General features: G+C 36.9%; 17 protein-coding genes and 1 pseudogene. 8 read left to right on the forward strand and 10 right to left on the reverse strand.

Going from position 1 to position 17,875, the window contains the following annotated elements; translation table 11 throughout:
- Nucleotides 1-356: 356 nt before the first annotated feature.
- The gene (locus tag QNJ66_RS10750) at nucleotides 357-752 is read right to left on the reverse strand and encodes a heme-binding protein (RefSeq protein WP_300506305.1); all 396 of its coding nucleotides are present in this window, start codon (nucleotides 750-752) and stop codon (nucleotides 357-359) included.
- A gap of 164 nt (nucleotides 753-916) precedes the next feature.
- Between QNJ66_RS10750 and QNJ66_RS10755 the strand changes: the two genes are divergently transcribed.
- On the forward strand, nucleotides 917-2,251 hold the full coding sequence (locus QNJ66_RS10755) for a transposase (RefSeq protein ID WP_300506308.1): 1,335 nt from the start codon (nucleotides 917-919) through the stop codon (nucleotides 2,249-2,251).
- A 381-nt stretch (nucleotides 2,252-2,632) separates the two neighbouring features.
- Here QNJ66_RS10755 and QNJ66_RS10760 read toward each other — a convergent pair whose 3' ends face one another.
- From QNJ66_RS10760 to thrS, 5 genes are all read right to left on the reverse strand, one after another.
- Complete coding sequence (locus tag QNJ66_RS10760; RefSeq protein ID WP_300506311.1) at nucleotides 2,633-3,208, reverse strand: cytochrome b; 576 nt, start codon at nucleotides 3,206-3,208, stop codon at nucleotides 2,633-2,635.
- 235 nt (nucleotides 3,209-3,443) lie between these two features.
- On the reverse strand, nucleotides 3,444-3,962 hold the full coding sequence (gene moaB, locus QNJ66_RS10765) for a molybdenum cofactor biosynthesis protein B (protein WP_300506313.1): 519 nt from the start codon (nucleotides 3,960-3,962) through the stop codon (nucleotides 3,444-3,446).
- Nucleotides 3,963-3,985: 23 nt separating this feature from the next.
- Entirely contained in the window at nucleotides 3,986-4,540 is a 555-nt protein-coding gene (locus QNJ66_RS10770; protein ID WP_300506315.1) for a Uma2 family endonuclease, read from the reverse strand.
- A 249-nt stretch (nucleotides 4,541-4,789) separates the two neighbouring features.
- Nucleotides 4,790-5,314 (reverse strand): DUF4440 domain-containing protein, encoded by a 525-nt coding sequence (locus QNJ66_RS10775; RefSeq protein ID WP_300506318.1) that lies wholly within the window; start codon nucleotides 5,312-5,314, stop codon nucleotides 4,790-4,792.
- Nucleotides 5,315-5,704: 390 nt separating this feature from the next.
- On the reverse strand, nucleotides 5,705-7,579 hold the full coding sequence (gene thrS, locus QNJ66_RS10780) for a threonine--tRNA ligase (RefSeq protein ID WP_300506344.1): 1,875 nt from the start codon (nucleotides 7,577-7,579) through the stop codon (nucleotides 5,705-5,707).
- A gap of 252 nt (nucleotides 7,580-7,831) precedes the next feature.
- Between thrS and QNJ66_RS10785 the strand changes: the two genes are divergently transcribed.
- From QNJ66_RS10785 to QNJ66_RS10810, 6 genes are all read left to right on the forward strand, one after another.
- Nucleotides 7,832-8,878, forward strand: coding sequence for a GTP-binding protein (locus QNJ66_RS10785; RefSeq protein ID WP_300506321.1), 1,047 nt, complete (start codon nucleotides 7,832-7,834; stop codon nucleotides 8,876-8,878).
- A gap of 101 nt (nucleotides 8,879-8,979) precedes the next feature.
- A complete protein-coding gene (locus QNJ66_RS10790; RefSeq protein ID WP_300506323.1) occupies nucleotides 8,980-9,720 on the forward strand; it encodes a GTP-binding protein in 741 nt (246 codons plus the stop codon).
- A 14-nt stretch (nucleotides 9,721-9,734) separates the two neighbouring features.
- Nucleotides 9,735-10,391 carry a GTP cyclohydrolase I FolE gene (gene folE, locus QNJ66_RS10795; protein WP_300506326.1) on the forward strand — a complete coding sequence of 219 codons (657 nt, stop codon included), beginning with the start codon at nucleotides 9,735-9,737 and terminating at the stop codon, nucleotides 10,389-10,391.
- Between the two features lie 420 nt (nucleotides 10,392-10,811).
- Nucleotides 10,812-10,973 (forward strand): hypothetical protein, encoded by a 162-nt coding sequence (locus tag QNJ66_RS10800; RefSeq protein WP_300506329.1) that lies wholly within the window; start codon nucleotides 10,812-10,814, stop codon nucleotides 10,971-10,973.
- Nucleotides 10,974-11,015: 42 nt separating this feature from the next.
- Nucleotides 11,016-12,077: a mannose-1-phosphate guanylyltransferase gene (locus tag QNJ66_RS10805; RefSeq protein WP_300506330.1), complete on the forward strand. Its 1,062-nt coding sequence runs from the start codon at nucleotides 11,016-11,018 to the stop codon at nucleotides 12,075-12,077.
- A gap of 380 nt (nucleotides 12,078-12,457) precedes the next feature.
- On the forward strand, nucleotides 12,458-14,107 hold the full coding sequence (locus tag QNJ66_RS10810) for an AarF/ABC1/UbiB kinase family protein (RefSeq protein ID WP_300506333.1): 1,650 nt from the start codon (nucleotides 12,458-12,460) through the stop codon (nucleotides 14,105-14,107).
- 28 nt (nucleotides 14,108-14,135) lie between these two features.
- Here QNJ66_RS10810 and mnmA read toward each other — a convergent pair whose 3' ends face one another.
- From mnmA to QNJ66_RS10820, 4 genes and pseudogenes are all read right to left on the reverse strand, one after another.
- Nucleotides 14,136-15,197 carry a tRNA 2-thiouridine(34) synthase MnmA gene (gene mnmA, locus QNJ66_RS10815; RefSeq protein WP_300506335.1) on the reverse strand — a complete coding sequence of 354 codons (1,062 nt, stop codon included), beginning with the start codon at nucleotides 15,195-15,197 and terminating at the stop codon, nucleotides 14,136-14,138.
- A gap of 218 nt (nucleotides 15,198-15,415) precedes the next feature.
- A complete protein-coding gene (locus tag QNJ66_RS26160) occupies nucleotides 15,416-15,562 on the reverse strand; it encodes a hypothetical protein (protein WP_366146279.1) in 147 nt (48 codons plus the stop codon).
- Nucleotides 15,548-15,604, reverse strand: a pseudogene (locus tag QNJ66_RS26165) (hypothetical protein); the annotation flags it as partial. The pseudogene QNJ66_RS26165 and the gene QNJ66_RS26160, both read right to left, overlap by 15 nt.
- A 9-nt stretch (nucleotides 15,605-15,613) precedes the next feature.
- Complete coding sequence (locus QNJ66_RS10820; protein WP_300506338.1) at nucleotides 15,614-16,087, reverse strand: helix-turn-helix domain-containing protein; 474 nt, start codon at nucleotides 16,085-16,087, stop codon at nucleotides 15,614-15,616.
- A 313-nt stretch (nucleotides 16,088-16,400) separates the two neighbouring features.
- Between QNJ66_RS10820 and QNJ66_RS10825 the strand changes: the two genes are divergently transcribed.
- The gene (locus QNJ66_RS10825) at nucleotides 16,401-17,828 is read left to right on the forward strand and encodes a transposase (RefSeq protein ID WP_300506341.1); all 1,428 of its coding nucleotides are present in this window, start codon (nucleotides 16,401-16,403) and stop codon (nucleotides 17,826-17,828) included.
- Nucleotides 17,829-17,875 lie beyond the last annotated feature (47 nt).

Below are 17,875 nucleotides of genomic sequence, written 5' to 3' on the forward strand. Positions count from 1 at the left end.
CTATTAGGACATTTTTCTGTTCCCTGTTCCCTGTTCCCTGTTCCCTTAAAATATAATTTATGTGTCCTAACTAGCCTGTCTATTGCTATAAATTTAGTTAGAAAACTTGACATCAAAGAAACTCCTCACAAAAAATAAGTAAACGTAAGTCATTAGCCTGAAAAGATTGTACTATGTTCCTACATTTCTCACAACATCTGTGATCGTAAAACCCAAAAGCCTGTAGTTGGGGCTTCCAAGTCGAAACCGAGAAGTCCAACTACAGCACTCAGGACGGTGTTATTCGTCTTCAAGGCTTCCCACTTGATAGATATTTTGTTGAGAATTTATAGATGGGGACTTCTGCCAACATTTTGTTAAAATGCTGCTGCTCCAGCTTCGGCTACGGCATGGTCTTGCTCTCCCGACCCCCCACTAACTCCAATTGCCCCTACTACTTGTCCCTCACTGTAAAGGGGTATTCCTCCAGCAAAAATCATGATTTTGCCATTATTAGAGGCATGAATCCCAAAAAATTGTCTTCCTGATTGACTCTCTTCGGCTAAATCTTTAGTGGCCAGATCAAAGGCCCGGGAAGTATAGGCTTTTTTCATGGAGATATCGATACTTCCAATCCAAGCTCCATCCATTCTTACATGGGCTACCAAATTTCCTCCCCCATCCACTACTGCTATATTCATGGGTTGACCAATTTCCAGTGCTTTTTTTTCGGCAGCACTAATTACTCTTCTGGCATCTTCTAATGTAACCATCTTTAAAATGTCGGTAAGGGGACTCCCGTTATAGGTAAGGGGGACGCATCGCAGCCGTAGGCAAGTACACCCCCTCACCCAAGAGCGGGAGGGGAATTACCGACCAACAATTGACTGAGCGAAGCGAATCCGCTAAGGTTACGGGTATATAGCGGAACCCAATTATGTTGTTGACTCAAACAGTTAGGCTTAAACTGAATAATTCCGAAAAAGAGATACTGGAAAACTTGTGTCACTTGTCCAAAAACCTGTTTAATGTTGGACTGTGGACAGTTCGTCAGTACTTCTTTCAAGAAAACAAATATCTCAGTTACGAATCTAATTATCACCTGTGTAAAGAGAATGAAAACTATCAACTCTTGGCGACAGATTGTGGACAACAAACACTCAAATATGTCGATAGATGCTTCAAGGCATTTTTTAAGTTGCTCTCGATGAAAAAAGAAGGAATCTTTCAGGAGAAAATTAACCTCCCTAAGTATTTGCCAAAAGACGGCTTTTTCCCTTTGATTATTCCGATTAGAGCAAGACATAATTTTGCTAAAGATGATTGGAAATTTAAGATTCCTACATCTCGCAAATATACAAGAGAACATGGTTCTGTCTATTTGACAATTCCTCCGAATTTGAGAGGATATCGGATCAAGGAAATCCGAATACTGCCAAAACAAAAAGGTAGATTCTTGGATGCTGCATTTGTTTATGAGTCCAAAGATGAGCAGATAAATGTTAACACTGATAGAGCAATCTCTATTGATTTGGGATTGAACAATTTGGCTACCGTTGTTAGCTCTACAGACGAATCTTTTATTATTGATGGACGTTGGCTTAAATCTAAAAATCAATGGTTCAACAAACGTCGAGCTAAACTTGTTTCTCACAAAGATAAACAAGGCATCAATCATCTCACCAAAAAAGAAGCTTGGTTGTCTTATCGGCGCAAAAATCAAGTAAATGATTACTTGAATAAAGCAGCTAAATACATCATTAATTTCTGTCTTAGTAGAAAGATTGGAACGATTGTTGTGGGCTATAACCTGACGCTTAAACAAAATAGCAATATGGGCAAACGCAACAATCAGACGGCAGTTGCTCCACTTGGGGAGACCCCAAGACCGCACTGCCTCAACTTTGTTCAAATTCCTATCTTTACCCTTCGTCTTAAGCTGAAAAGCCTCTGTGAGCGATATGGGATAAACTACGTTGAGCAAGAAGAATCTTACACTTCCAAAGCTTCTAGCCTTGACCGTGACCCAATGCCTGTTTACAATGCTGATAATCCCGTCAAACCAAAGTTCTCTGGTAGACGAGTAAAACGAGGATTGTATAAGACAAGAGATGGTCATTTAATTAACGCTGATTGTAATGGAAGTTTAGGAATCGGTCTCAAAAGCAAGCACAAACTCAGTTTTGAGCGAGTGTCTAGGGTCTGCTTGACGCAGCCAGTAAGGATTAACGTCCTTCGAGAATCCCCCGTTATAGCGACAAGAGGAGCTTAACGGTGGGAGTCGTCAATAATCCCTCCATTGGACTTGACCTTAGATGTCGCTTAATTTAGCTGATTGGGTTAACATCTGTTGAGACTTTAAGTACAGTAGCAAATTACAGGCTATTAGACAACATAATTGATCTTTTAGAGCCTTATCAGGTTCATCGTGCGCTGCGAGTAACAGGGGATAAAAAAGTCTTAATCAGCGATGTCATGGCTGAATACGGGGTTTGGGAGTTCGGTCGTTTTGCTGGCGAGTATCGTCGACTATTTGGGGAACTGCCATCACAGACACTGAGCAATATCAAGAAATGTCAAAAATGATGATACACTACTTGTTAGTTTTCTCAGTTTCGGTCAATCTCGGTATCAATTGAGCCTGATTTCTGTCTTAGCTAGGTTTAATTTTTCTTTTAGTAATACGTCGCAAAAATCCTTTGACTACTTTGAATTGATCGATCGCGTGTAAGATAATAAATGCTAAAAAAGTATAAGCTAACCAAAAATGAATGTTTCTACCTAAGTCTACTAATTCACTATTCTGGGGAAATAAATCAGGTAAGGTAATACCAAAAAAGCGGACATTATTGTTTTTAAATGAGTTTGAAAAAAAGAAACCACTAATAGGAACGGCACACATAAAGATATAAAGAGAAGTATGAAGGGCTACTTTTTGCATCCATTGAGAACTATATTTAGGCAATCGCTTAGTATATTTTTTCCACCAAACTTGTAATAGAGTTAAAATTCGCCAAGTTAATAAAGCCATTGTCAAAACTCCTAGAGATTTATGGAAATCATAAAGAAGATTTCTTCCAAAAACTTCTCTAGGCAAACGCGACATAAAAGATCCAACTATAAATACAATGATGTAACAATTAAACATCCACCAATGTATCGACATTAAATTTTTGTAAGCAGAATTTTTTCTAGATTTAGATTTAGTTATTTGTGAAGCTTGAGCCATTATTTCACCTCAACTTATTTTGTAATAATACTATTTCACGTCGAATTTGAAAATTTAATATCAATAATAAATTCTGACAGTAAAACAATAATTGTCTGTGAACTAACCTAATTAAACCTGAGTTTTATATAAGTAAGTCTATAGACGAATTGCAAAAATAATGAGTTCCAAACCCCTATTATCTGGGAAAAAAAGACTCAACTCAGAACTTCTAACTCACGTCAGTGATCATTTCTTAAGTTTCGGTCAATCTGGGAATCAATTGAGCTAAATTACAAGGACGATTACGAGAATCAAGTTGTTCTTTGATAATACTCCATCCCGTTTGACAAGCACCGCTAGAACCAGGTAAACAAAAGATATATGTACCGTTAGCTACGCCAGCCAAACATCGAGACTGAATGGTAGAGGTTTTAATTTCTTGATAAGAAATCATGCGAAATATCTCACCAAACCCCTCAATTTCTTTGTCGAAGAGTGGTTTAATTGCTTCTGGTGTTCCATCCCGTCCTGTAACTCCTGTTCCACCAGTGGTTAAAATTACTTGAACAGATTCATCTGCAACCCATCTAGATACTACAGCACGAATTTGATAAATGTTATCGGGAACGATAGTTTTTTCTGCTAACAAATGACCGGTTGTGATTAAATTATCCACTAATATTTTGCCTGATTTATCATCAGCTTCTGTTCTTGTATCAGAAACTGTTAGTACGGCAATTTTTAAGGAAATTAAAGATTCTTTGTTGTTCATTTTTGGTACTTTTAAGGTGATTTTTAATAAAAATATTTTTCGACTTCTAAAACACTTTTGCCAAAGCAACTATTGACAATTGTTGTAACGCGATCGCTATTTAATTTAGGTAGAAAATTGCTTATCGTCAATTCTAAATATCCTGAATCACGATAAACAAAGAATCTAATTTTGTTGTTTTCCCATAGCCAAACTTCAGGAATCTTTAAGTATTGATATTTAGTTAAATCGTCGATACTTCCTGATGTTAGATTGATTTCTACTGCTAAATCTGGCTTTTCTTTGTCTATTTCAAAACAGTAAGCAACATCAGGTTCTTTCCCTTCTTTTCCTTCTTCTTTAAGAGTAGTTTGATTAAAGGTGAAAGCAGGAATATTAAGATTACGACAATACGCCAAAATAATCAATCTGATATAATCACCAATTAATTCATGATTACGTCCTGGGGACACTATAGTAATAACTCCATTACGAAATGAAACTCGTTTACTGGGCAAATCTAAACTAATATATTCAGCCCAAGTTGTATTAGTAATTGTGGTAATGTGGTCGCTTTTCTGTGTTCCAATAGTCAACATTTTTACTCAGGGGATATAGTCACTTTGATGCTTTACTAATTGACAGTATCAGACTAAAAAATAGAAATATTAGTCTCATTAGCTATCTTATCATCTAAACTCCCTTTAAAATCTATTATATTTATACCAAATAACTATAGCAATCACAATCATGATTTATGAGGTATCTTTATTCTTATTTCCTGTTACCTTCTACTCAGACTTAATTCTTACAAGTGATTGCTATAGCTTGGCAAAATTAGCTTTTATTTATCTTTGTACCAATAAGCCATTTTCACAAGCATCTTGCTCTGGACCAACTTCCTGCAATGCTTCAGGAGCTTCAGGCAAAGCAGATGAATGATGTTCGATAATTTCCCATTTATTATTGCCGTTTTTCTGATAAACAAAACTATAGCGCGCTGGTACTTCTTTGGTTTGACCATTTTTACTATAGGTAAAAGTATAATAACCAGTGTTAATAGCAAGATTGTCATCATACATTCTTATGCAACCTTTATATGAACTAACGCTCAATTGAGGAAGCTTGGCAAAATATTCAAAATAATCGCGAATTTCTGCCGGGGTATCCCTTACTTGTTCGGAAACAGTACCCCACAAAATTCCATCATCCGCATATAAAGCTACTACCTCATCTACTACTTCCTCAGAACCAGAAGTTACCGTATTTAGCCACATATCAGTGGTTTCTGCTACCTCTTTTTCAGCTTTTTCCGTTTGAGCAAAACCAGATAGAGGACTAATAAAAATTAACAAAGCTGTGATAGAAATCAAGGAGATTAATTTCTTTCTGTTCCTAATTAAATCGAAAAATTTAAACCAACTTGAGATTACCAAATCTTTTGAGAAGGACATACTTTTTTCCCTAAATTGAACAAAAAACAACAACATATAGCAATCAGTTTTCAGTTATGAGAAAATCAGCTTTCTGGGTTTAACACTTAGTGGAGTCGAAGTGTTAAACCCCTACAAGGACTTGTTTGTAGGGACAGAATAATATTATGTCCTGATATTATCATTTCTCACATATTATTACTGACCGCCATATTGAGACGAACAAAATTGGCGAGGAAACCCCGCCAATTAAAGTCTTCTTTTTGAATTTTAAGACAGATTTCTGATGAAGAAAATAAAGAAAATAAAATATTTTCCTTTGGCTCTCCTCTAAATCTTAGTCTTATTAACTAAAACCTCTGCAAAACTATCTTTTAAATCAGTCAAAGTCATTGTCCCAATATCTCCTTGTTGGCGAGTACGAATACTTAAAGTTTGAGTTTCAACTTCTTTGTTTCCAACTATGGCCACCACAGGAATTTTTTCTAGTTCGGCCTTACGTATTTGTTTGCCCAAACGTTCTTCCGTGGAATCTATTTCTACCCGATAACCAGCCTCCTTTAGGGTAGCAACGATAGTTTCCCCATATTCTCTTTGTGCTTCACTTACTGGTAACAAACGTAATTGAATAGGTGCTAACCATAAAGGAAAATCTCCTGCATAGTTTTCGATTAGAATTCCGTAAAAACGCTCCAAAGAGCCAAAAATTGCCCGATGAATCATAATAGGACGTTGACGAGAACCATCGGCAGCGACATATTCCATATCAAAGCGTTCTGGCAAGTTAAAATCTACCTGGATAGTGGAACATTGCCAAGTCCGTCCAATAGCATCTTTAATCTTGATATCTATTTTTGGACCATAGAAAGCACCGCCTCCTTTATCTTCAACATAGTCCCAACCTTTAGTATTTAAAGCTTCTACTAAAGCTTGAGTTGCCAACTCCCAACCTTCATCTGTCCCCACTGACTTATCTGGGCGAGTGGAAAGATTAACTTCATAGTCTTTAAACCCAAAATCAGAAAGAATCTTCTCTGTTAAATTTAGTACACCGAGAATTTCTTGGGAAATTTGTGTGGGTAAACAAAAAACATGAGCATCATCTTGAGTAAAACCCCGCACCCGCATCAAACCATGTAAAACCCCAGAACGTTCATAGCGATATACTGTCCCTAATTCTGCCCAGCGCAAAGGGAATTCTCGATAGGAATGGAGTTCATTTTTATAGGTTAAAACGTGAAAGGGACAGTTCATCGGTTTGATTTGATAAGCTTGTTCCTCAATCTGCATCGAATCGAACATATTTTCCCGATAAAAGTCAAAATGTCCTGATGTTTTCCACAAATCTAAGTTAGCAATGTGGGGAGTATAAAGAAGTTCGTAACCTCCATCTAAATGAGCCTTACGCCAATAATCTTCAATGATATAGCGCATCTTTGCACCACGAGGGTGCCAAAATACCAAACCACCACCAGCATTTTCTTGGATACTAAATAGCTTTAACTCTTTTCCTAGTTTGCGATGATCTCGGCGTTTAGCTTCTTCCCGTTGTTGTAAATAAGCGTCTAATTGTTCAGGGGTTTCCCAAGCAGTGCCATAAATGCGCTGTAATTGGGCTTTGGTTTCATCTCCTCTCCAGTAGGCCCCAGCGACACTTTCTAAGGCGAAAGCTTTGGGGTTAATCTCCCCTGTATAATTAATGTGGGGTCCGGCACAGAGATCCCACCAAGATACCGTAGCAGGAATTTTGACAGGTTTAATCAAAGAAGGTTCTGGTAAAGCACCTTTAAGATTTTCTCCCACATTGGGCAATCTACCACCGTCGGGACTGCCGATGTAGTAACGAGTAATAGTTTCTCCTTCAGGAATGCTATCCAAAATCTCTAGTTTATAAGGTTCCCCTAACTTTTCGATTTCGGCTTTAATTTGTTCTCTAGTAATCTCTTCACGAATAATGGGCAAATTAGCTTTAATAATAAAGCGCATTTGCTTGGTAATTTTTTTCAAATCTTCCGGGGCAAAAGGTTGTGGGCGATCAAAATCGTAATAAAAACCTGCATCTGTTGTGGGCCCAATAGTAACTTTTGTCTCTGGGAATAATATTTGTACTGCCATGGCCATAACGTGGGCGCAAGTGTGACGAATGCGTTCTAGCTGTTCTGGGTTGGCAATTTGTAAGGGAGACTGAGTTAACTGAGTGACCATTGGCAAGTTATGATAATGATAATCATTATTGTAGCGTAAATTCAATTTGAATTAGATACAAAAAGAAACGGACCATTCCGTTTTTCTAGAAAAATCATCCTTTGAGTTTGACGGGGGGAGCATCCCATTTTTGCCAAAAACTTATTCTTGGAGTTTGACGGGGAGAGGGGGAGATGGGGAGACGAGGAGTAAATTCATCCTATAAAATTAGGATCAATATTGAAATATCTGAACACGAATTAATTAAAGACTATGAATCGTCTAAACTTCAACCTATCCGATGCTCTACCATCCTTACCAAAGAGTGGAATGCCGGTGACCATAATTACTGGGTTCTTAGGTAGTGGAAAAACAACTTTACTCAATCAAATTTTACATAATAAAGATAATTTAAAAATAGCGGTTTTAGTCAATGAATTTGGTGATATTAATATTGATGAGCAACTATTGATTTCGGTAGATTCTGATATGATAGAACTGGGCAATGGTTGTATTTGTTGCACCATTAATGATGGTTTAGTTAGTACTGTTTATCAAGTTTTAGAAAGAGAAGACAAAGTAGATTATTTAGTTATTGAAACAACAGGATTAGCAGATCCTTTTCCGATTATTATGACTTTTGTGGGAACAGAATTAAAGGTTTTAACTCGTCTTGATGCTATCATTACTGTTGTTGATTCTTCTGTTTTTGATGCTCGACATTTTGATAGTGAGGCTGCTTTAAGACAAATTAGATATGCTGATATGGTTATTTTAAATAAAATTGATTTGGCAACTCAAGATAAAATTAACGAATCAAAAGCATTTATTGAAAATATTAAACAAGAATTTAGAATTTTAGAAAGCGAATATGGTCAAGTACCTTTACCTTTAATTCTAGATATTGGTTTAAATAAAGCAGATAATTATAAAGCTGATATTTCTGAATTTAAACGCAATAAATCGGCTTTCACTAATCATTTAGAAAGCGATGGTTATAGTTTTGTTTCCTTTAAAAGCGATCGCCCTTTTGAAATTGAGAAATTTGAACATTTTTTATCCCAACAACTCCCCAGTAATATATTTCGTGCCAAAGGAATACTCTGGTTTCAAGAAAGTCCGGCCCGACATATTTTTCAACTTAGTGGACCTCGCTACGATCTCCAAGATGATGATTGGATAACGCAGCCAAAAAACGAACTTGTATTTATCGGGCGTAATTTAGATGAGTCACTCATTCAACAACTGCTTGATGAATGCTTAGTTAAGCCAGAGATTCAGCGTCCATTAAGTCTACCACGCCCTTTCGGGCAGAAGTAGGGGCGTTCCCAAGGCGAGGAAACCAAAAATTATAAAAATTTTGAGAAGGATTCTCATTGTAGTATAATTAACTTTTGTAAACATAATTGCTTCTCTTCGCCATGTCAGAGATTAATCAGCAAGGATTACCAGTGAGCATTATTACTGGCTTTCTCGGTAGCGGCAAAAGTACCTTACTCAATCAAATTTTGGACAATAACCTTGATCAAAAAGTGGCAATACTGGTGAACGAGTTTGGCGATATTAATATCGATGCTCAACTTTTAGTTCCCTATGAGCATGACATGGTAGAGTTGAGTAATGATTGTATTTGCTGCACTATCAATGACGGTTTAGTAGAAGCTGTAAAAACAATCTTAGCTAGGAAAGAAACAGTAGATCGCTTGATTATAGAAGCGACGGTGTTAGCTGACCTTTTATCGAGAATTTTGACTTTTTTTGGTTCAGATTTTCGATATTTTACACAGTTAGATGCGGTTATTATCTTAATTGATACAGATAGCTTTATGGAACCAAAACATAGCAAACATTCCCATCACCTCACAACAGATGGTTTTGTGTCCATTTCTTCTCAAAGCGACAAACCCTTTGATATCTATAAATTTCATAAGTTTTTGAACGAAGGACTTCCCCTAGAAGTATTTCGTGCCAAAAGAATTATTTGGTTTGTAGGAAGCCAATTGCGCCACATTTTCCAACTGTACGGACAACCCAAGGATATCAAGTCCGAACCCTGGTCTAATTCCCCTGCCAACCAACTAGTATTTATTGGTCGTCATTTAGATACCAATAAACTCCGCCAACAGCTAAATAACTGCTTAGCTAATTCTCTTACTGTTTAATTTAACTCAAAATTATGACTTTAGCTCACTCCAAACCCAATAAGGTTGACAAAATCGATAATAAATTACCATCATTAACTACAGCACAACGGCCTCCTATATCTGAGGAGGAGATGCGCCAAGCGGTAAGAACTTTACTGTTAGGATTAGGAGAAGACCCAGACCGCGAAGGTTTGAAAGATACACCAAAACGAGTGGTCAAAGCCCTTAAATTTTTGACTTCTGGCTATCATCAATCTTTAGACGAACTGCTTAACGGAGCAGTATTTCATGAAAATGCCAATGAAATGGTCTTGGTGCGTGATATTGAGCTATTTAGTTCCTGTGAACACCATATCTTACCCATTCTCGGCCGCGCTCATGTAGCTTATATTCCCGATGGTAAGGTCATTGGACTCTCAAAAATTGCTCGTATTTGTGAAATGTACGGACGACGTTTGCAGGTACAGGAAAGATTAACAGGACAGATTGCAGATGCACTACAAGGATTATTGCAACCCAAAGGGGTGGCTGTAGTTGTAGAAGCAACTCATATGTGCATGGTAATGCGAGGAGTGCAAAAACCTGGTTCTTGGACTTCTACCAGTGCGCTGAGAGGGGAATTTGCCAATGATGCTAAAACCCGTCAGGAGTTTATGAGTTTAATTCAACACAATCCTCGGTTGCGTTAAGTGACATCCTCCCCAACTAACTGCAAGCAGTATAGTTGGGGCTTCCCACCTCACGATGAGATATTTCGGCTCTCCCGTAGTTATGGTGATAAGTAAAACTTATACTTCGTAGGGTGGGTTAGGCGCAGGGTTGATTTTAATGAAAAGGGCATAAGTTTTGGTCTGCGCCGTAACCCACCATTTTGAGTATGTAGTCTATTATACTTTTTGTACCACAATGTCGGGAGAGCCTATTTCTGACTTCGAGGGAAAGTATGCTATGGTTCACAAAAACCTTCAGAATTCAAGTCGTGACACTGGTAGGATCAACCATCCCTTAGGGGTGTGATTATAATCACTATCTTAGTGATATGTCGGTCACTTTGCGTATTCTTTCTTAGTTTTACAATGAACTAAAGACTGGTTACTGGTGACGAGATTATGGCTAAAGCGTCTGAACAACCCTTACAACCCAATCCCTTTCGGACCTATCGCGACCCCAAAACAGGTTTATGGATTGTAATACCTTTTCCTGATACAGAAAGTCGTTTTTATGTATCTCATGGACAAAAAATTTCCTCAAATTCAAACGAGGTTCTCTAAACAAGATACAATCAGTTCAAAACCTGATTAATTGAGAGAAAGATGACTCAACCTTTAATTCCTGTGATCCTTGCTGGTGGTAAAGGGGAACGCTTTTGGCCTTTGTCCCGTCGTCAGCGTCCAAAACAATTTTTATCTTTGGATGGTAGTGGAGAAAGTTTGCTACAAGCAACGGCAAACCGTCTTTTACCTTTAGCAGACAATTGGAATAATCTTTGGGTGATTACGGCCAGTCCCATTGCAGATGGTGTTAGAGAACAATTGCCAAATCTACCTAAGAATAATCTCTTAGTGGAACCCCAAGGAAAAGACACAGCACCAGCAGTTGCTTGGACGACCTTAGAAATAGCTAAACGTTACGGGAAAGATGCTGTAATTGGCTTTTTTCCGGCTGATCATTGGATTAAAGATACGGATGAATTTGAAAGAACACTTAATGCTGCTTCTGAACTCGCTTCAGCAGAAAATGCGATCGTTACTTTAGGAATAAAACCTACTTATCCGTCTACAGGTTACGGTTATATTGAACAGGGAAATTTAACTAATAATTTTAATGATTTACCTGTTTATAAAGTGACTCGTTTTACGGAAAAACCTAATCTAGAAACGGCGAAATCTTTCCTAGAAACTGGTCGGTTTAGTTGGAATAGTGGAATGTTTATTTTCCGCGCTGGAGTAGTATTAGAAGAGTTGGAAAAACACACACCCCAAGTGTTGAAGCCTTTACAAGAAAAAGGAGAAGCTGCTTATGAAGATTTGGAAAAAACAAGTATTGATTATGCTCTAATGGAAAAGACCGAATTGACTTATGTTTTACCGGCTAATTTTGGTTGGGATGATTTAGGAGATTGGAATTCTTTGGAACGTTTAATTGATAGTGATGGGGATAATGTTGAATTGGGAAATCATGTTACTTTGGATAGTAAAGGGGCAATTATTTATAATAGTGATGAGCAAGAAGTTATTGCTACTATTGGCTTAAAAGATGTAGTGATTGTTCGGGATAAAAATGTAACCCTTGTGGTTAATAAAAATCGTACTCAAGATATTAAAAAACTGCTCAAAGAATTACAAAAAGATTCTCAATTGGATACATTCCTTTAAGAGGATGTAATCATTAATACAATTTAAGTAAATATTGTCAGTTAAATTACATATAATCACTGATAGGGGCTTAATATTATTAAGCCCCTACTGATTTCTTTGATTTGCATTTTTAATTGTAATCAAAAGTCAGAGATCAATAATCGATATTCTAAATTACTTAATTGTCATTCTGAGGAACGATTAATCTTCTCAACTTTAAATATATTAATGAGTGTTATTGTAGAATTTCTCAGACTCATGAAGTAGACTTTGATTTTATTTTATGTTACCTACCCTTGTTCCCTCTTGCCTAATAATCAAAACTCCTGTACCTCACTATAGATAATGATTATAATATTTATTAAAATTTATCTAAGCTAAATAAAGAGAATTATTCTATGTTTTCCTTAACTCAAACCAGTGCGCGTCAACGAGAAATTATTGAGGTTGTCCTCAGTAATGGTTGGGATTATATGAGGGGTTTATTAACAGGAAGAAAGGACGAAGATCCAAATATTCCTACCCCTGAAGTTTTACGCAATATTTTAGTAGAATTGGGTCCATTTTATGTGAAATTAGGACAAATTTTAAGCACTCGTCCCGACATTTTACCCCCTAATTATATTAAGGCATTAACTGCTTTACAGGCTAATGTACCCCCTGTATCTTGGGAAGAAATCGAAAGACTACTACGTCAAGAATTAAAACAACCAATAGAATCGATTTTTAGTAATATTAATCAGCAACCGATCGCTGCTGGTTCTATTGGACAAATTCACCGCGCAACTTTAACAACTGGGGAAGAAGTTGCTATTAAAGTTCAACGGCCAGGTATTGATAAAATTGTTGAGCAAGATATTAGTTTAATTCAGGGTATTGCTGAGTTAGTTTCTTTAACAGAATTTGGACAAAATTACGATATTGTCAACCTTGCTGAGGAATTTTCTCAAGCAATTAAAGCAGAATTGGATTTTACCAAAGAGGCTAATTATACTGACATAATTCGACAAAATTTATCAGAAAGCAGATGGTTTGATACTGAACAATTAGTTATTCCTAAAGTGTATTGGGAGATAACAAGGGAGAAAATTTTAGTTTTAGAATGGTTACATGGCAAACCTATTTTGGAAGCAGATTTAAGTATTCCTGAAAGTAGAAAATCTATTGAGAAAAGAAAAAAAGAAATTACTACTTTATTATTTAGGGCATTTTTTCAACAATTATATTTAGATGGGTTTTTTCATGCTGATCCCCATCCTGGTAATATTTTCTATTTAGATAATGGCAAAATTGCTATTATTGATTGTGGTATGGTGGGAAAACTTGACCCGAGAACACAACAAATTTTAACGGAATTATTATTAGCAATTTTTGATTTAGATGCACAAGGTTGTACACAATTAACGATTGAATTATCTCAGGGAGGAAAAGCAGAAAGTTTAGAAAGATTACGTAATGATTATGAACAGATTTTACGGAAATATTATGACCTCAGTTTGTCTCAATTTAATTTTAGTGAGGTTGTTTATGAAATTTTGCAAATTGCTCGTAAAAATAAGTTAAAAGTACCTGGAAATTTAGGACTTTATGCTAAATGTTTAGCTAACTTAGAAGGGGCAGCTAGGCAGTTTAATCCTGAGATTAATTTATTTGACGAAATTAAACCTTTGATGACTGATTTATTTCGCCGTCAATTAATTGGAGATACTCCTTTACAAACCAGTTTAAGAACGGTTTTAGACCTAAAATCTATCTATTTAAAAACACCCAGACAAATCGATATATTACTTGATAGATTGTCTTCAGAAACCTTACAATGGAATCTTAGATTACGAGAATTAGAACCTTTAAGACGCAGTGTTGATGCTTCTGCAAATCGTCTTTCTTTTAGTATTGTTTTGGGTTCATTAATTATGGGGGCAGCAATTATTTCTACAGGATCATCTACTCAACAATTATCGTTAATTAGCACTGTTTTGTTTGCTGCTGCTAGTTTATTAGGGGTTTGGTTAATTATTAGTATTTTGCGGTCTGGAAGATTAAAATAATTGTTATATCAATTTCCTAAAGTAGGGGTTAACGGCCGTTAACCCTTTCAATAATGCCCCCACCGAGAACAATTTCACTATCATAGAAAACAGCAGCTTGTCCTGGAGTAATACCAAATTGAGGCTCATTAAATTGTAATTTTACCCGATTATTTTCCAGGGGAATAATAGTCACAGGAACGGCTTTTGAACGATAACGCACCTGTACTTCTGCGGTAATAGGTGAAACCGGTTCAGCCAGAGAAACCCAGTTTAAACGTCCCACAGTACAATCAGAACGCCCTCCATCGGCGCGGTTGCCCACAATAACCCGATTCATCACTGCATCTAATTTAACCACGTATAAGGGTTCTGGGGCAGCAATACCTAACCCTCTACGTTGTCCAATGGTATAGTGATGAACCCCTTGATGAGTCCCCAAAACTTTGCCCTGGAGATCGACAATTTCCCCTTCTTTGGGTTTAATATATTGATCGAGAAAGGTGGCCATGGAACCATGAGCTTCAATCAGACATAAATCTTGACTTTCTGGTTTACTGGCTGTTTTTAAGGCAAATTCTGCGGCAATACGTCGGGTTTCTTCTTTGGTTTGTTCTCCCAAGGGAAAAATAGTCCCTTTTAAAATGTCTTGAGAGAGATCGTATAAAAAGTAAGATTGATCTTTATTGCGATCGACCGCTCGTAAAAGTTGATATCTTCCCGTTTGCTCATCATAACGAATACGAGCATAATGACCAGTGGCGATGCGATCGCATTCTAACTCTTCTTGAGCATAAGCTAACATTGGGCCAAATTTCACGGCACGGTTACACTGAGAACAAGGTAAGGGAGTTACACCGGACTCGTAACCGGACACTAAATAATTAATAATATTCTCTGTAAATAAATCTCTGGTATCGACAACATGATGGACAATACCCAACTGTTCACAAATAAGGGCCGCATCTACCATTCCCTCGGAACAGCATTGTCCTTTCCCTTTCATTAACCACAGGGTCAACCCAATCACATCATAACCCTGATGCTGTAAACTCGCAGCAGCAACGGAACTATCTACACCACCAGATAAACCCACAACAACCTTGTTCATCTTTTCTTGAAAATCGCAAAATTAACTCTAGACTTTTTCTAGACTAACATTTTCATTAGAAATTTTTTGCCGTACCTGCAATGGGATAAAACTCAAATAGATTTTCAAAATCAGTTACCCCATATAAATTAAGGATATGTCATATTTGACTATATTTTTACGAACTATCATCACACCCACTGATTTTATTAACTTCTGACTTCTGACTTCTGACTTCATTAAACTCCCATTAACCGCAAAAAATGCACCTTTCCTGAACTATCTCCCGCAACAATAGATACTCCATCCGGTGCAACAGCAACGCAATCTATTCTAGCTTCAAAGGTAGCAATACATTTTCCTGTAGCTAAATCCCAGATTTTCAGGGTTTTGTCCCCACTCCCAGAAATTAATTTTTTGCCATCAGGTTAGCTCGGTTAAGACAACGTTTGTTTAATTACATCAACAGAAGAAAATGTTTCAATCCAAACTGATGCCCCAAAACATTTCGGGGCATCCTGACGATAAACAAGACGACATGGACCGTTAATCTGAATCTCATGACCATAAGTATTTTGTCCGCGAAACTTAACGGAAAAAACGGGGTCAAGATGAGCTATGTCTTCTTTTTTTTTAACAGAATCAGGATTTTCTTCAATAAAGTCCTTGTTATCTTTAATAACATGACGGTTGACATGAATATGGCTTTTAGCTGGCACTTGCTTGGTTTTCCATGTCGGTTTAGGTCCCCGTTTCCGTCTAGCAATTACAGGAGAACCATTATAGATGGGAATCACCCAGGTTTTGCCAATTTTATACGCTCCTTCCACTCTTCCTTCTTTGAGCAGTACACGCAGTCTAGATGTGGAAATTCCTAACAGTTTTGCAGCTTCAGTTGTCCCAATAAACATAAATATTACTCCTAAAATTTAACTATTGCGATACCATCATAATCATTAATATAAGGATAGCACTGAAACTAATCGTATTTTTATCAACTTAGATTACATAAGTTTATCTTGTAGGGGTTAACCGCCGTTAACCCCTACTTTATCCTGATGTCGCCAGAATACCCTAATCTTCTAAAAGTTAGGGATGAATGGCGACCAAAAAATAAATTGACCGAAGGGAATCCATATAAAAAAATATAGTGGCAATTCTTTAGATTAACCACTATAATTTTAAAAAAAAACAACCAAATTCTTGAATTAAGAATTCGTTAAAATGATCTTAGCCTACAAATACAAATTAAGGGTAAGCTCGTTTCAAGAAGCAATGATGTCTAACTGGCTATCAATGCTGAGGAGTCACTACAATTTCTGCTTGAGAGACAGAATTGAGGCGTATGAACAGGTTAAATCCCCCAAACTAGGTAACTATTCTGATTTAAAAACTAAAGCAGAGTTTTGTCCGTTAACCTGTTCGATCTCTAATAAATCCCAATTAGGAAGCCCGTTCAAAAAATCAGGTAAAAAACGTAATGCTCTTGAAATGCAATCATCAGAATTGCCATTTTTGAAAAAAGCTAGACCCTGGTACAAAAATATTCATTCGACAGTTCTACAACAGAATTTGAGACGACTTGAGAAAGCTTTTGCTAACTTTTTTGACGGTAGGGGATATCCGAAATTCAAGACTCGTCAAAAATTCAAAAGTTTTAGCTATCCTCCTAATCAAGTTAAATTAGAGAACAACAAAATCTATCTTCCTTCTATTGGTTGGATGAGATTTTTTAAGTCTCGAAATATCCCTGATGGATTTAATCTGAAAACTGTAACAATTCGCTCATTAGCTGATGGTTGGTACGTTTCAATAAGAATAGAAAATAAGGATATTCCTCAATCAAAATCGAAAGATGTAAAAGAAATAAAAACTGTCATGGGTTGTGACTTAGGTATTAAGAAACTCTTAGCCTTAAGCAATGGTGAATTGATAGAAAACCCTCAATTTGAGAAACGACTATCCAAAAGGAAAACTATAAGGCAACGTAGAGCATCTCGAAAAAAAAGAGGGTCTTCTAACCAGAGGAAAGCCTACGCTAAATTAGCTCGTCTTGACCAAAAAATAGTTAATCAAAGAGAGGATTACCAATGGAAAATCGCTCATCACCTTGTTCGTTTAGCTGATTTCATTGTCCTAGAAGACCTAAACATACAAGGAATGATTAGAAAATGTCGTGCTAAACAGGATGAGAACGGTAAATTTCTAAAAAATGGACAATCAGCAAAAAGAGCATTAAATCGATTGATTAGAGATTGTTCTTGGGGAAATCTTACAGAAAAAATCGAGTCGGTAGCTGCGAAGTTTGGCTCAATTTGTTTAAAGGTCAACCCTAAGTTCACATCACAAAAATGCTCTCATTGTGGGCATATACAAAAAGAAAACCGCAATAAAGAACGTTTTTTGTGTCTTAATTGCGGTTTTTTAGCTGATGCCGACGTTCAAGCGTCAATTAACATTGGAATGAAAGGACTAAAAACCCTTGGAATTAGTCCATCCAAGCTACTGATGGTCAATCAGAAAGTCACGCCCAAACCTGAATCGACAGGTTCTAGAAATAGGGAGAAATCAGTCTTGTTGGAGACTGAGCCTGGGAACCCTCAACAGTTAAGTCTGTTTGAGTGGGTGAATGGGGAAGCGATTCCCTGTTAGAATCCCCAACTTCAACGAAGTAAGTTGGGGTTCTTCAATTAACATTT

The organism is Crocosphaera sp. (genome assembly GCF_030064895.1).
GTDB lineage: Bacteria > Cyanobacteriota > Cyanobacteriia > Cyanobacteriales > Microcystaceae > Crocosphaera.